This window comes from Stappia sp. P2PMeth1 (assembly GCF_900185735.1).
Classification (GTDB): Bacteria; Pseudomonadota; Alphaproteobacteria; order Rhizobiales; family Stappiaceae; genus Stappia.
The window spans coordinates 134,645-148,503 of the sequence record NZ_FYAW01000022.1; the positions used below are offsets into that span (position 1 = coordinate 134,645).

The 13,859-nt window shown below is 71.4% G+C and carries 13 protein-coding genes; 8 read left to right on the forward strand and 5 right to left on the reverse strand.

Translation table 11 applies throughout. The features are described 5' to 3' along the window. Positions 1–5 precede the first annotated feature (5 nt). From P2PM1_RS16230 to P2PM1_RS16265, 8 genes are all read left to right on the forward strand, one after another. The gene (locus P2PM1_RS16230) at positions 6–230 is read left to right on the forward strand and encodes a DUF2783 domain-containing protein (RefSeq protein WP_186399764.1); all 225 of its coding nucleotides are present in this window, start codon (positions 6–8) and stop codon (positions 228–230) included. A gap of 121 nt (positions 231–351) precedes the next feature. Continuing rightward, complete coding sequence (locus P2PM1_RS16235) at positions 352–894, forward strand: VOC family protein (RefSeq protein ID WP_186387918.1); 543 nt, start codon at positions 352–354, stop codon at positions 892–894. Between the two features lie 213 nt (positions 895–1,107). Further along, a complete protein-coding gene (locus P2PM1_RS16240; protein WP_208985312.1) occupies positions 1,108–2,145 on the forward strand; it encodes an OmpA family protein in 1,038 nt (345 codons plus the stop codon). 100 nt (positions 2,146–2,245) lie between these two features. Next, the gene (locus P2PM1_RS16245) at positions 2,246–3,484 is read left to right on the forward strand and encodes a lipase family protein (protein WP_186399765.1); all 1,239 of its coding nucleotides are present in this window, start codon (positions 2,246–2,248) and stop codon (positions 3,482–3,484) included. A gap of 501 nt (positions 3,485–3,985) precedes the next feature. After that, positions 3,986–5,542, forward strand: coding sequence for an ABC transporter substrate-binding protein (locus P2PM1_RS16250; RefSeq protein WP_186399766.1), 1,557 nt, complete (start codon positions 3,986–3,988; stop codon positions 5,540–5,542). Further along, positions 5,539–6,468, forward strand: a complete 930-nt coding sequence (locus P2PM1_RS16255) for an ABC transporter permease (RefSeq protein WP_186387817.1) — start codon at positions 5,539–5,541, stop codon at positions 6,466–6,468. Before P2PM1_RS16250 ends, P2PM1_RS16255 begins: the two co-directional genes overlap by 4 nt. Further along, entirely contained in the window at positions 6,465–7,301 is an 837-nt protein-coding gene (locus P2PM1_RS16260) for an ABC transporter permease subunit (RefSeq protein WP_186399767.1), read from the forward strand. The genes P2PM1_RS16255 and P2PM1_RS16260 overlap by 4 nt, the downstream gene beginning before the upstream one ends. Next, positions 7,298–8,782, forward strand: coding sequence for an ABC transporter ATP-binding protein (locus tag P2PM1_RS16265; RefSeq protein WP_186399768.1), 1,485 nt, complete (start codon positions 7,298–7,300; stop codon positions 8,780–8,782). Before P2PM1_RS16260 ends, P2PM1_RS16265 begins: the two co-directional genes overlap by 4 nt. Positions 8,783–8,796: 14 nt before the next feature. Here P2PM1_RS16265 and nikE read toward each other — a convergent pair whose 3' ends face one another. From nikE to nikA, 5 genes are read right to left on the reverse strand one after another with little or no spacing between them, the layout of a single operon-like run. Further along, the gene (gene nikE, locus P2PM1_RS16270; protein WP_186399769.1) at positions 8,797–9,630 is read right to left on the reverse strand and encodes a nickel import ATP-binding protein NikE; all 834 of its coding nucleotides are present in this window, start codon (positions 9,628–9,630) and stop codon (positions 8,797–8,799) included. Continuing rightward, positions 9,627–10,460, reverse strand: a complete 834-nt coding sequence (locus P2PM1_RS16275) for a nickel import ATP-binding protein NikD (RefSeq protein WP_186399770.1) — start codon at positions 10,458–10,460, stop codon at positions 9,627–9,629. Before P2PM1_RS16275 ends, nikE begins: the two co-directional genes overlap by 4 nt. Next, a complete protein-coding gene (nikC, locus tag P2PM1_RS16280; RefSeq protein ID WP_186387813.1) occupies positions 10,457–11,350 on the reverse strand; it encodes a nickel ABC transporter permease subunit NikC in 894 nt (297 codons plus the stop codon). The genes P2PM1_RS16275 and nikC overlap by 4 nt, the downstream gene beginning before the upstream one ends. Next, a complete protein-coding gene (gene nikB / locus P2PM1_RS16285; protein ID WP_186399771.1) occupies positions 11,347–12,291 on the reverse strand; it encodes a nickel ABC transporter permease subunit NikB in 945 nt (314 codons plus the stop codon). Before nikB ends, nikC begins: the two co-directional genes overlap by 4 nt. A 5-nt stretch (positions 12,292–12,296) precedes the next feature. Beyond that, entirely contained in the window at positions 12,297–13,832 is a 1,536-nt protein-coding gene (gene nikA, locus P2PM1_RS16290; protein ID WP_371636873.1) for a nickel ABC transporter substrate-binding protein, read from the reverse strand. Positions 13,833–13,859 lie beyond the last annotated feature (27 nt).

Below are 13,859 nucleotides of genomic sequence, written 5' to 3' on the forward strand. Positions count from 1 at the left end.
CCGAAATGAGCGAAACCACCAAGGACACGGGCCTGCGGCTGGCGCCCAACATCGCCGATCCGGACGGCTTCTATGCCGAGCTGATCGCGCTGCACGAGGGGCTGCCGCGCGAGGACAGCGAGGCGCTGAACGCCCGGCTGGTGCTGGTGCTGGCCAACCATATCGGCGACCGCGAGGTGCTGCGCGAGGCCTTCGCCGCCGCCAGACTGCAAGGCCCACCAACGACCTGAGCCTTTCCGCGGCAGCCTGCGGCTGAGGGGCCCGTGGCTGCTGCGAGCCTGCCGAACGCGGACGGGGCGTTCCGTTTCAACGATGAAACCGGGAGAGCCCGCAATGACTGTCCAAGCTGACCTGAAGATCGAGCAGATCCACCACGTCGCCTATCGCTGCAAGGACGCGAAGGAGACCGTGAACTGGTATGTCGACAACCTGAACATGGGCTTCGTGCTGGCCATCGCCGAGGACAAGGTGCCTTCGACGCATGAGCCGGACCCCTACATGCATGTCTTCCTCGACGCGGGCGCGGGCAATGTGCTCGCCTTTTTCGAGCTTCCGACCAAGCCGGAGATGGGCCGCGACCCGAACACGCCCGTGTGGGTGCAGCATATCGCCTTCAAGGTGAAGGACCGCGACACGCTGCTCGCCTACAAGGAGCGGCTGGAAAAGAACGGCATCGAGGTGCTCGGCGTCACCGATCACTCGATCTTCCATTCGATCTATTTCTTCGATCCGAACGGCCACCGCATCGAACTGGCCTGCCCGGATCCGGCCGAGGAGGAGATGCTGAAGAAGCTCGACGCGGTGAAATGGGAGATGCTGGAGGAGTGGTCGAAGACCAAGCGCGCGCCGCAGCACGCCGCCTGGTTGCATGCCAAGGAGCTCGGCAAGGCCTGAGGCCGCCGCGTCCCGCCCCGGATCGCCGCCCGGATCGCCACCCGGCGCGGCGCTTCGGTGCGGCTGTCCGGGGCGGACGGTTTGGGGGCGGGCCAAATTCGGGCCGCATTCTTCCGCTAGGCGATGCAGCCTGAGGTCGCAGGCGCGCAAGACGCCTTGCGGAAACCGGCGGGGCGTCCGGGGTCCACAAGGCAGCAATGCTGGAGACACCGCATGCCGTCCCGATTCCTGGCGAGCTTCCTCCCCCGCGTCCTTCTCGGCCGGCTTCCTCGCCGCGCCACACCCACGCTGGCGTTGGCGCTGATGCTCGGCCTGCCGCTGCCGGCGAGCGGCCAGCCCGCCGACCTTGCCGGGGCGTCCGACCATCCGCTGGTCGGACGCTACGAGGGCGCCGTCATCACCGCTCATGAAAGCCGCGCCTATGACGAGATCCGGCTGCCGGTCGCCCCGCTGGAGCGCGGCGGCAAGGACACGCCGGATGCCTGGCAGGCGGAATTCTCGGGTCGGATCACCTCGCTGCGCTACGAGGGGCCGGGCGGGCGCTCGATGCTGGAGATCCTGCGCAACCACCAGAGCGAGCTGGAGGCGAAGGGCTTTGCGACCCGCCTGTTCTGCCGGGGCAAGGCCGACTGCTCGCCCGGCGGCGCCATCCCGACCTTCTGGGACGCGGGGCGCGCCGGCATCGGCCTGCCGACCACCTGGGACAGCACGGTCTACCTGCTGGCCGAGCGGAACGACGCCGAGGCGCGCGTCACCGTCGCCCTGCTCGGCGTCGAGACGAGGGCACGCGGCGACCGCCCCCTGATGCCGCATCTGGCGGTGACGGTGGTCGAGGCGACGCCGATGGAGACCGGCCGCATCGCCGTGCTGGCCGCCGACGAAATGGCGCAGACGCTGGCCCGCGACGGGCGCATCGCCGTCTATGGCATCACGTTCGAGTTCGACAGCGCCGAGATCACTGCCGAGTCCGCCGACCAGATCGGCGAACTCGGCCGGCTGATGGGCGACAATCCGGACCTTGCCGTGCTGATCGTCGGCCATACCGACGGCAAGGGCGGCTTCGACTACAACCTGTCGCTGTCGCAGCGGCGCGCCCAGGCGGTGGTCGACCGGCTGGCCGGGACGCATGGCATCGCCGCCGCGCGGATGACACCGGCCGGCGCCGGCATGGTCGCCCCCGTGGCCAGCAACAGAAGCGACGAGGGGCGGGCGAGGAACCGGCGGGTGGAGATCGTCGAAATCGTCCGCTGATACAGCCTGAAGTTACATTCCCCCGTTGCCTCGCGCAGCCGGTTCGTGAGATGGATGGCATCGGAACGAGCGTCCGGGACCGGACGGGCAGGGGGCGGAAATGCAGGAAAATCCGAGTGATAGCCGCAAGCGCGGGCGGGGTCGCACGGTCGGCCGGTGGCTGGCGGCTCTGGCCGTGCTGCTCGTCATGGTGCTGGCCGCCGGCTGGTGGATCACCCTGCCGGCGCCGCCCGACGCCTTCTACACGCCGCCGGCGACCCGGCCCGCCGAACCGGGCGCGATCCTGCGCAGCGAGCCCTATGACATCGACATTCCGGCCGGCGCCAAGGCCTGGCGGGTGCTCTATACAACCCGTCTGGAGGACGGATCGCCGACGGTGGCAAGCGCGCTGGTCGTGCTGCCGGACCGTCTCGTCGACACCCCGCGACCGGTGATCGCCTGGGCGCACGGCACCACCGGCGCGGCACGCGGCTGCGCGCCGTCGCTGTCGCCGGCGCCCTTCGGCGGCACGCCCGGCATGGAGGATGTGGTCAAGCACGGCTGGGCGATGGTCGCGACCGACTATGCCGGCCTCGGCGGGCCGGGCCATCACGGCTATCTGGTCGGGCAGGTCGCCGCCTATTCGGTGCTGGACGCGGTGCGCGCGGCGCGCCAGGTGGCCGACTGGCAGCTCGGCAGCCGCGTCGTCGTCTGGGGCCATTCGCAGGGCGGCCACGCGGCGCTGTGGACCGGCATGCGGGCCGGCACCGACGCGCCGGAGCTGGAGATCGCCGGCGTCGCCGCGATGGCGCCGGTGACCGAGATCGCGGCGATGCTCGGCCAGGGCGCGGGCAGCGGCTTCGGCGAGATCATCTCGGCCTATCTCTACACCAGCTACCGCCGGCTCTACCCGCAGATCGGCGATGCTTATGTCAGCGATTTCAACGAGATGATCGCAACGGACATCGCCCGCCGCTGCCTTCTCGACTGGCGCGCGGCCTGGTCGCTGGCCTTGACCCGGCTGCTGCCGAAGTCCGGCCTGTTCAGCCAGCCGATCGGCGAGGGGCCGTTCGGCGAGCGGCTGGCGCAGAACGACCCCGATGGGGCCATCGCCGCGCCGCTGCTGCTGGCGCAGGGCCTTGCCGACGAGGTGATCGACCCGGCGCTGCAGGCGGGCTTCGTGGCGCGCCGCTGCGCCGCCGGCCAGGCGATCGACTACCGCACCTTTCCGGGGCTCACCCATGTCAGCCTGGTCGGCCCCGGCTCCGACCTGACACCGCAACTGCTGGACTGGACGAAAGCGCGATTCGCGGGCGATCCGGTCGAGGTGGCAACCGGGGATAACTGTCCGGCCGGCTAGAGGCCGGGCGGGGATAGCGCGCCGATCCGCTTGCGAGCGCTTGCGCAAACGCGGCCCCGCCGCGGCTGCCGGTTTTCAATTAAGATATTGATATAATTCTCTTTTTTCGAAGAAATGCGCTGCGCGATTTTTGCGCGGAAACTTGCGAAATTTTGCGAGATTTCGAGAAATTTCGAGAATCCCGTCTCAATTTCGCCAGGTCCGCCGATCCCGCCGACGGCGACGCCTCCGCGTCGCCCATCAATCTTGGCCGGCGATCCGGGCCCGCCACGCCGCGCCCTGCCCGTGGCCTGCCCGTGACCTGACTGTCTCCCGCTTCTGGCGCTCCTATCTGGCGCTCCTTTCTGGCGCCCGCAGGACCTCGAAGCCTGTTGCGATTGTGGATGTTATAAGATAACGAATGAGCGCGGCGACGCGGCCGACCTCGCGCGCCGGCCCTTATCCTCCGCCTCTCCCCCTTCGGCGGCCGCTCCGCCGCCTTCCCAGGACAGGACCGTTCCGATGCCCCGACTGCTCCCCCCCGTCCCTACAAAGCTCCGGGCAAAACTCCGGGCAAAGCTCCCGGCAGCGCTCCTTGCGACGCTCCTCGCCGCGACCGCGCCGAGCCTTGCCCAGCCCGCCGACGAGACGCTCGACGTCGTCGCGCAATTCGAGATCCAGGCGCCCGAGCCCTCGACCAGCGGCTATATCTTCACCCGGATGGGCCTTGCCGAGACCCTGGTGAACGCGGCCGCCGACGGGCGGCTGGAGCCGGGCCTTGCCACCGGCTGGGAGGTGTCGCCGGACGGGCTGGCCTGGCGCTTCGTCCTGCGCGAGGGCGTGCGCTTCCACGACGACACGCCGATGACGGCGGAGGCGGTGGCGAACGCGCTGGAGATCGCGCGGGCAAAGCCGGGACCGCTGGCCGGCCTGCCGATCGCCGCGATCACCGCCGATGGCGATGCGGTGGCGATCACGCTCACCGAGCCGCTGGCGGCGCTGCCGGCCTTCCTGGCCGAGTTCCGCTCGCAGATCCTGGCGCCGGCCGCCTATGACGGCGACGGCAAGGGCGTCGCGATCATCGGCACCGGCCCCTACCGCGTCACCCAGATGACGCCGCCGCTCGCCCTCAAGGCCACCGCCTGGGACGGCTACTGGGGCGAGGCGCCGCACATCGCCCATGTCAGCTACACCGCCGTCAGCCGGGTGGAGACGCGGGCGCTGATGGCCGAGTCGGGCGACGCCGACTTCGTCTTCGCCCTCGACCCGGCCAGCGTCGCGCGGCTCGGCCTGTCCGACGCCGTCGAGGTGCACTCGGTGGCGATCCCGCGCACGCTGCTGCTGAAGGTGAACGCCGCCCATCCGTTCCTCGCCGAGCCGGCGGTGCGCCAGGCCCTGAGCCTTGCCATCGACCGGGAGGGCATCGCCCGCGCCGTGCTGCGCTATCCCGAGGGCGCCGGCCAGCTTTTCCCGCCGTCGGTGGCGGACTGGCACAACCCGGCGCTGGAGCCGCTGGCGCATGACATTGATGCCGCCCGCGCCCTGCTCGGCGACCTCGGCTGGACGCCCGGCGACGACGGCATCCTGCGGCGCGGCGACGACCGCTTCTCGCTGACCCTGCTGACCTATCCCGACCGGCCCGAACTGCCGCTGGTCGCCGCCGTGCTGGAACAGCAGTTCCGCGCCATCGGCGTCGAGGTGGTGATCAACACCACCAACTCGTCCGAGATCCCGGCCGGCCACCAGGACGGATCGCTGCAGATCGCCCTGCTGGCCCGCAACTTCTCGCTGATCCCCGACCCGATCGGCACGGTGCTGTCCGACTATGCGCCGACCGGCGACTGGGGCGCGATGGGCTGGGACAATCCGGCCTTCACCGCGCTCGCCCGCAGCCTGGCGCGCGGGGAGGGCGGCGCGGCCGAACGGGCCGAGGCCGCGCGGATCCTGCAGGAGGACCTGCCGGTGATCCCGATCGCCTGGTATCGCCAGACGCTGGCGGTTGCCCGCGACATCGAGGGCACGGTGATCGACCCGTGGGAGCGCAGCTTCGGCCTGCCGGCACTGCGGCGGACGCGATGAGCGCCCTCGCCTCCCGGCTGGTGCAGGCGGTGATGGTGGCGGTGCTGATCGGCACCGCGACCTTCGCCATGATGCGCGCGCTGCCGGGCGATGCCGCCTGGCGGATCGCCGCCGGACGCTACGGCTACGACAATGTCAACGCCCAGGCGGCCGACGCGGTGCGCCAGGAACTGGGGCTCGGCGGCCCGGTGCTGCCGGCGCTCGGCCGCTGGTTCGCCGATCTGGCGCGGCTCGACTTCGGCACCTCGCTGGTCTCCGGCCAGCCGGTGATCGACGAGATCGGCCACCAGCTCGGCGCCTCGCTGCAGCTTGCCGTTGCCGCCTTGCTGCTGTCGCTGCTGATCGGCCCGCCGCTCGGCATCCTGGCCGGGCTGCGGCCGGGCGGCGTCCTCGACCGGACGCTGCTGGTGCTGTCGACCGGGCTGAAGGCGGTCCCGCAATTCCTGATGGCCTTGCTGCTGATCCTTTTCCTTGCCGTGCATCTGCGCTGGCTGCCGGCCGCCGGCCATGGCGAGGCGCGCCACTTCATCCTGCCGAGCCTGACGCTGGCGCTCGGGCTGGCCGCCGTCAACGCAAGAATCGCCCGCGACGCCATGGCCCGGATCGCGGCGATGCCGTTCTACCGCTTCGCGCAGTGGAAGGGCCTGTCGCCGCGCCAGGCCCTGCTGCGGCACGGGCTGCGCAACGTCTCGGTGCCGCTCGTCACCTATCTCGGCCTGCAATTCGTCACCCTGGTGGAGGGCGTCGTCGTGGTCGAATCGGTGTTCGGCTGGCCCGGCATCGGCCATGCGCTGGTGCATGCGATCTTTTCGCGCGACGTGCCGATGGTGCAGGGCACCGCCTTGGTGCTGGGGCTCGGCTTCGTGCTGGTCAATGCCGGCATCGACCTCGCCGTGCGGCGGCTCGACCCGAGGGTGAGCGCATGACCGACACCCCCCTCTCCCTTACCGGAAATGCCAACCGGACCGCGAGCCTTGCCGCAAGCTGGCCGCGCCTCGTCGGGCTGCTGCTGGTGGCGCTGGTCGCCGGCTTCGCTCTGGCCGGGCCGCTGCTGGTGCCCGGCGACCCGCTGGTGCAGTCGCTGATCAAGGCGCTGGCCGGGCCGGAGGCGGCCGCGCCGCTCGGCTACGACCATCTCGGCCGCTCGATCTTCCACCGGCTGGCCAGCGCGCTGCGGCTGTCGCCGGCGATCGCCCTGGCCGCCGTCGCCACCGCCGGCCTTGCCGGCCTGGCGCTCGGCACCCTGGCCGCCGCCCGTGGCGGCTGGACCGAACGCGCCCTGGTGACGCTGGCCGACGCGCTGCTGGCGCTGCCGGGCCTGCTGCTGGTGCTGATCGTGCTGGCGATCGTGCCGGGCACGGCGCTCGGCTTCTGGGCCGGCCTGTCGCTGGTGCTGTGGGTCGAGTTCTTCCGCCTGTCGCGCGCCGCAACGCGCGAGACGCTGGCCTCGCCCGCCGTCCAGGCCTCGCGGCTGCTCGGCTTCGGCCCCGCCTACATCTTCCGCGCCCATATCTGGCCGGAGGTCGGGCCGATGATGCTGACCGCCGCCGCCTTCGGCACGGCGACGGCGATCATGGCCATCGCCGCGCTCGGCTTCGTCAATGTCGGCATGCGCGCGCCGACGCCGGAACTGGGCCGGATGATGGTGGAGCTGCTGCCCTATTGGCGCGAGGCGCCGCTGGCGCTGCTGTCGCCGGTGGTCGCCACCTTCACCCTGCTGCTCGGATTGACACTCATGGCCGGGAGCCGCTCCGCATGATCCTGCTTGAGGCCGACGACATCACCGTCTCGGACGGACCGACGACCCTGCTGCAACCGGTCAGCCTGACACTGGAGGCCGGAACGCCGCTGGTGGTGCTGGGCGAGACCGGCTCCGGCAAGAGCCTGCTGGCGCAGGCGCTGATGGGAACCCTGCCGCCGGGCCTTGCCACCAGCGGGCGGGTGACGCTCGGCACCCACCGGCTGGAGACGGCGCGGGCCGGCCGGTTCCGCCCGCTATGGGGCCGCGAGATCGCCGTGCTGCCGCAGGAGCCGTGGCTGTCGCTCGACCCGTTGATGCGGGCGCGGGCGCAGGTCGGCGAGACGCACCGGCTGGTGCGCGCGCTGACGGCGGCCGAGGCCCGCCGCCAGGCGGAGACGGACCTTGCCCGGCTCGGCCTCGACCCGGCGGCGACGCAGCGCTACCCGCACCAGCTTTCCGGCGGCATGGCGCAGCGCGTCGCCATCGCCGCCGCGCGGGCAGGCGGGGCGCGGATCGTCATCGCCGACGAGCCGACCAAGGGGCTGGACGCGGCCCGCCGCGACGATGTCGCCGACCTGCTGCTGCAGGAACTCGGCCAGGGCGGCGGTTTGCTGGTGATCACCCACGACCTGGAGCTGGCGCAGCGGATCGGCGGCCGGCTGATGGTGCTGCGCCAGGGCGAGGTGGTGGAGGCGGGCGAGACCGCGCGGGTCCTCGCCGCGCCGCTGGACCGCTATACGCGGGCGCTGATCGCCGCCGATCCGCGCCACTGGACACCGCGCAGCACCGCTGCCAGCGCCACCGCCAGCACCACCGCCAGCACCTCGTCGGGGCCGCCGGTCGTCTCGGCCCACGGGCTCACGGTCGGGCGCGGCGGGCGGACCTTGATCGACCGCGTCGATCTCGACCTGCGCGCCGGGCGGATCTTCGGCGTCACCGGCCCGTCCGGCTGCGGCAAGTCGACCCTCGGCGATGTGCTGCTGGGCCTGGTGCCGCCGCTGGCGGGAGAGGTGCGGCGGGACGGCGGATTGCCGGCCACCGCGTTCCAGAAGCTCTACCAGGATCCGGTTGCCGCCTTTCCGCGCCGGCTGCGGCTGGGCCGGACGCTGGCCGATGTCGCCCGCCGCCACGGCGCGGGCGCGGGCCGGATCGACGCCCTGCTGGAGCGGCTCGGGCTCAACCCGGTGCTGCTCGAGCGGCTGCCCGACGCGGTCTCCGGCGGCGAGCTGCAGCGGCTGGCCTTGCTGCGGCTGCTCCTGGTGCGGCCGCGCTTCATCTTCGCCGACGAGCCGACCTCGCGGCTCGACCCGATCACCCAGGCGCAGGTCATCCAGCTCCTGTGCGAGACGGTGGAGCAGGACGGCTGCGCGGTGATGCTGGTCAGCCACGACGCGATGCTGATCCGCAACACGGCGGACGAGAGACTGGCGCTCGGCCGGCCGGAGGGCGCCGCCGAGCCGCAGCCGGCGGGCGCGCGGCCCGAACCGGTTCCCGCCTGAGGCAGAAGGGGCGCTCAGGCGACCGGGGCGGGCGCCGGCATGCGCGCCGGCATGCGCACTGGCATGCGCGCTGGCAGGGGCGGCAGGATCGCCGATTTCAGCAGCAGCGAGGCGGGGTGGCGGAGCTCGACAAGCGCCCCGCTCGGCGTTTCCTCGACCACCGTGCCGGCGTCCATGACAACGGTGCGGGCGGCGAAGCGCTCGACCAGCCGCAGGTCGTGGGTGACGAAGAGATAGGCAAGGCCGGAAGCCTGTTGCAGCCGCTTGAGCAGCGCCAGCGTCGCGGCCTGAAGGTGCAGGTCGAGATTGGAGACCGCCTCGTCGAGGACGATCAGCGCCGGCGAGGGCGCCAGGGCGCGGGCGATGCACACGCGCTGGAGCTGGCCGCCGCTGACCTGCGACGGCAGCACGGAGGCGAGCGAGGCCGGCAGCTCGACCATCTCCAGCAGTTCGTCGACCCGGCGGGCGCGGGCCGAAGCATCGAGCGAGGTCAGATGGCGCAGCGGCTCGGCGATGATCGTGCGGATGTCGAAGCGGGGATTGACCGCGCCCGGCGCATCCTGGAACACCATCTGCACCTCGCGGCGGAAGCGGCGCGCGCCTGCCCGGTCGAGACGGGCAAGCGGCGTGCCGCGATAGGAGACGGTGCCGCGATCGGGCCGCTCCAGCCCGCACAGGAGCCGCGCCAGCGTGCTCTTGCCGCAGCCGCTGCGGCCGAGCAGGGCGACGGTCTCGCCGGCCGCGACCGACAGCGAGACGCCGGCGAGCGCGGTGCGCGCGGCGCCCGCGCCGACCAGCGAAAAGCTGCGATAGGTCCGGGACACGCCATCGGCGCGGATTAGCGTCATGGGGCAAGCTCCAGTCCGTAAAGCGCCAGATGCGCCGCAACCAGCATCCGGGTGACCGGATGGCGCGGGGCGCGGAACACCTCTTCGACCGGCGCGCATTCGACCAGCCGGCCGTGATCGAGCACCGCGACCTCGTCGGCGAGGCGGGCGACGACGCCCATGTCATGGGTGACGAGCAGCACGCCGAGGCCGCGCGCGGCAACGAGGCGCTGCAGCAGGTCGAGAATGCGCGCCTGCACCACCAGGTCGAGATCGGTGGTCGGCTCGTCGGCGAAGAGGAACGGCGCCTCGGCGAGGAGCGCCAGCGCGATCATCATCCGCTGCAACATGCCGCCGCTCATCTCGAAGGCATGCAGCGGCAGGATGCGGGCGGGCTCGTCCAGCCCGGCCTCGACCATTGCCGCCTCGATGCGCGCTTCGCTGTCGGGGCCGGAAAGGCCCAGCGCGGCAAGCGTCTCCAGCCCATGGTCGCGCATGGTGCGCACCGGATTGAAGGCGCTGCGCGGGTTCTGCAGGATCGTCGCGACCTCGCGGCCGCGCAGGGCCTCGGGCGCGCACTCGGCACCATTGAGACGGACGCGGCCGGAGAGCGTCCTGGTGCCGGGCGGCAGGGTGCCGAGCGCGGCCATGCAGGTCATCGACTTGCCCGAACCGCTGGCCCCGACCAGCGCCAGCACGCGGCCGCGCCGGAGCTCCAGCGTCAGGTCGCGCACCAGCACGGGGCCGGCACCGTCATGGCCGGCGGCGACCGTCAGCCCCTCGATGGAGAGGGTTTGCGGGGTCGGCGGGACGGGCGCCGGGGAGGTGGGGAACGGCGGAGCGGCGGTCAATGGCAATGCTCCGCCCGCAGATGCGGGTCGAGACGGTCGCGCAGCGCGTCGCCGAGGATGTTGAACGCCATCACCGAGACGAAGAGGGCAAGGCCCGGCCAGAAGATCAGCATCGGCGCGGTCCAGACATATTGGCGCGCGTCGCCGATCATCACGCCCCATTCGGCGGTCGGCGGGGTGACGCCGAGGCCGAGGAAGGAGAGGCCGGAGACATGCAGCATCATGTGGCCGATATCGAGCGTGGCGAGCACCATGAGCTGCGACAGGGTCGCCGGCAGGAGGTGGGCGGCGAAGATGCGCAGCCGGCTCGCCCCGGCAAGGCGGGCGGCCAGCAGGTGGTCGCGGTGGCGCAGCGACAGGACGATGCCGCGGACGATGCGCGCATACCAGGCCCAGTGCGACAGGGCGATGGCGATGATGACATTGACGAGGCCGGTGCCGAGCATGCCGATCATGAACAGCGCCAGCACCAGGGTGGGGAAGGTGAGGAAGACGTCGGTGACGCGCATGATGAGCTGGTCGGTGCGCCCGCCGATGAAGCCGGAAGCGCCGCCGACGGCGATGCCGAGCGCGAGGATGAGCACCAGCGTCACCGCCACCGCGCCGAGCGAGACGCGCACGCCGGCGATCAGCCGCGAGAGCATGTCGCGGCCGAGATGATCGGTGCCGAGCCAGTGGACGGCGTCCGGCGCCTGCAGGCGCGCGGTCAGGTCGATCACGTCGGGGTCATGCGGCGAGATCCAGGGACCGGCGACCGCCGCGACGACCAGCAGGGCGACGACGGCAAGGGCGAGGCGCACCGGCCAGCGGCCCGAGAACGGCGCGGTCAGCCGGGAGAGAAGACGGCGGGAGGGCCGCGCGGAGGAACCATGGAGCGGCAGGTCGGTCATTCCACCCCCTCCGCCGACAGGCGGATGCGCGGGTCGGCCAGCGCATAGACGATGTCGACCACGAGATTGCACAGCATGAAGATGGCGACCATCACCAGGGTGAAGCACTGGATCACCGGATAGTCGCGGTTGAGGATCGCCGAGACGGCGTAGCGGCCGACGCCCGGCCAGCCGAAGATGCTCTCGATGATCAAGGTGCCGCCGATCATCTCGCCGATATGCATGCCCATGGCGGTGATGACCGGCAGCCAGGCATTGCGCAGCACATGGGCGCGCTCGCCCCGCCGCTCGGGCAGGCCGCGCAGCCGGGCATAGCGCACATGCGGCTGGCCGGCGACCTCCAGCATACTGGCGCGCAGCAGCCGGGCATTGATGGCGAGCGACATCAGCGACACGGCGACCGCCGGCATCACCAGATGGGCAAGGCCGCCGCGGCCCATCGGCGGCAGCCAGCCGAGATGGACCGAGAACAGCAGCACCAGGAGAAAGCCGAGCCAGAAATTCGGCATCGACACACCGATGAAGGCGATGAGCCGCACCATCTGGTCCGGCCAGCGCTCGCGGTAGCGCGCCGCCCAGATGCCGAGCGGCACCGACAGGCCGATGGTCAGCGCCAGCGCGACGCCGGCAAGCTGCAGCGTCGCGGGGAGGAAGTGCAGCAGATCCGGCAGCACCGGGCGCTGGGTGGCATAGGAGGTGCCGAAATCGAGCCGCACCGCCTTGCCGAGCCAGTCGAGATACTGGGTCACGATCGGCCGGTCGAGGCCGAGCATCATGCGCGCGTCCTCCAGCGCCTGCGGCGTCGGCGGCACCTTGGACAGGCGCAGATAGTCCATCGCCGGATCGCTCGGCCCCAGCCGCAGCATCAGGAAGATGACCAGCGAGGCGCCGAGCAGCATCGGCAGCAGCAGGAGGACGCGGCGGAGGATGAAGCCGGCCATCTGCCTCAGTCCGCCGCCGGGGTGAGGCGGTCGAAGGGGATCTCGCTCGACATGGCGCCGAAGGGCACCGGGCCCACCTCCTTGCGCGCGACCGCGACGGCGGTGACATAGGTGAGCGGCAGGTAGACCGCCTGATCGTGCAGGCGGGTGAGGAGATCGCGGTAGAGCGCCTGGCGCGCCGCCTCGTCGGTGGTGACCAGCACCTTGCCGATCATCGCGTCGATCTCGGCCTTGTCGGCGAGGCCGAGCTGGGCCTGATAATCGGCATGGGAGGGCACGCGCATGGAGCTGACGAAGGCATGCGGATCGTAAGGCGCGCCCCAGGTGCGGTTGAAGATCAGGCCGAAGCGGCCGTCGCGCTGGCGGGCATAGACGCTGCTCTCCTCCTCGCCGGTGAGCAGGACCTCGATGCCGACGCGGCGCAGGTCCGCCTGGACGATCTCGGCCATCGACTTGGCGATCGCATCCGTGCCGACGAAGCAGAGCTCGACGCTGAGCCGCTCGCCGTCCTTCTCGCGGATGCCGCCTTCGGTCGAAGCCGTCCAGCCGGCGTCTTCCAGCAGGCGCCGCGCCTCGTCGAGGTCGTACGGATAGGGCTCAAGGCCGATATCGGCATAGGGAACGTTGGGCGCGAACAGCGTGTCGGCGCGGCGGCGGGTGCCGTAGAGCACCGTGGCGATCATCGTGTCCTTGTCGACCGCCTGGTTGATCGCCCGGCGCACGGCAAGGTCGCGGGTGGCGCCGCGATTGGTGTTGATCGCCAGGGCATGGGTCTCCAGCGGCTCCGACAGGGCGGCGGTGAGGCCGGCCCGCTCGCCCATGGCGCGGAAGCGCTCGAACGTGTCCGGCGAAATCGGCCCGTCGGTGCCATAGATCAGGTCGATCTCGCCGGTCTCGAAGGCGATGGCGCGGGTGTTGGGATCGGGAATGACCTTGACGGTGATCGCCTGATAGGCCGGCCTGTCGCCCCAATAGGCCTCGTTGCGGGCAAAGGTGTCGCGCTCGCCGAGCAGCGTCTCGGTGAGCATCCAGGGACCGGTGCCGATGGGGGCCGCGATGCCGTCCTTCGTGCCGCCCTCGATGAATTGCGACGGCGCGACGAAGCGGAACGGGCGCGGCAGCGCCAGCTCCTGCAGCACCGGGTAATAGGCGTCCTTGAGGGTCAGCCGCAACAGATGCGGGCCGGCGACCTCGGCCGAGACGATCTGGTTGGCGAGCTCGAGCCAGGCATGGCGGGGCCGGTTGGCGAGCACCGCGTCGAAATTCGCCTTGGCGGCGGCGGCATCGAAGGGCTCGCCATTGGAGAAGGAAACATCCTCGCGCAGGGCGAAGGTGTAGACGCGCCCGTCGTCCGACACCTCCCACGACGCCGCCAGCCAGGGGACGACCGTGCCGTCGGCGCGGTAGCGCACCAAGGGCTCGTAGACCATGGCCTGCGCGAACATCTGGTTCGGCGAATAGAGATGCGGGTTGAGCGGACCGACATTCACCGGCCAGGAGAAGTCGAGTGCCGGGCCGGCAACCGCCGGCGCGGCCGGCATCACCGCCGGGCTGAGGGACAGCGACAG

Coding starts and splice junctions, on each gene's coding strand:
- P2PM1_RS16230 (WP_186399764.1), top strand. CDS start 6: ATGAGCGAAACCACCAAGGACACGGGCCTGCGGCTGGCGCCCAACATC.
- P2PM1_RS16240 (WP_208985312.1), top strand. CDS start 1,108: ATGCCGTCCCGATTCCTGGCGAGCTTCCTCCCCCGCGTCCTTCTCGGC.
- P2PM1_RS16245 (WP_186399765.1), top strand. CDS start 2,246: ATGCAGGAAAATCCGAGTGATAGCCGCAAGCGCGGGCGGGGTCGCACG.
- P2PM1_RS16250 (WP_186399766.1), top strand. CDS start 3,986: ATGCCCCGACTGCTCCCCCCCGTCCCTACAAAGCTCCGGGCAAAACTC.
- P2PM1_RS16255 (WP_186387817.1), top strand. CDS start 5,539: ATGAGCGCCCTCGCCTCCCGGCTGGTGCAGGCGGTGATGGTGGCGGTG.
- P2PM1_RS16260 (WP_186399767.1), top strand. CDS start 6,465: ATGACCGACACCCCCCTCTCCCTTACCGGAAATGCCAACCGGACCGCG.
- P2PM1_RS16265 (WP_186399768.1), top strand. CDS start 7,298: ATGATCCTGCTTGAGGCCGACGACATCACCGTCTCGGACGGACCGACG.
- nikE (WP_186399769.1), bottom strand. CDS start 9,630: ATGACGCTAATCCGCGCCGATGGCGTGTCCCGGACCTATCGCAGCTTT.
- nikC (WP_186387813.1), bottom strand. CDS start 11,350: ATGACCGACCTGCCGCTCCATGGTTCCTCCGCGCGGCCCTCCCGCCGT.
- nikB (WP_186399771.1), bottom strand. CDS start 12,291: ATGGCCGGCTTCATCCTCCGCCGCGTCCTCCTGCTGCTGCCGATGCTG.
- nikA (WP_371636873.1), bottom strand. CDS start 13,832: ATGCCGGCCGCGCCGGCGGTTGCCGGCCCGGCACTCGACTTCTCCTGG.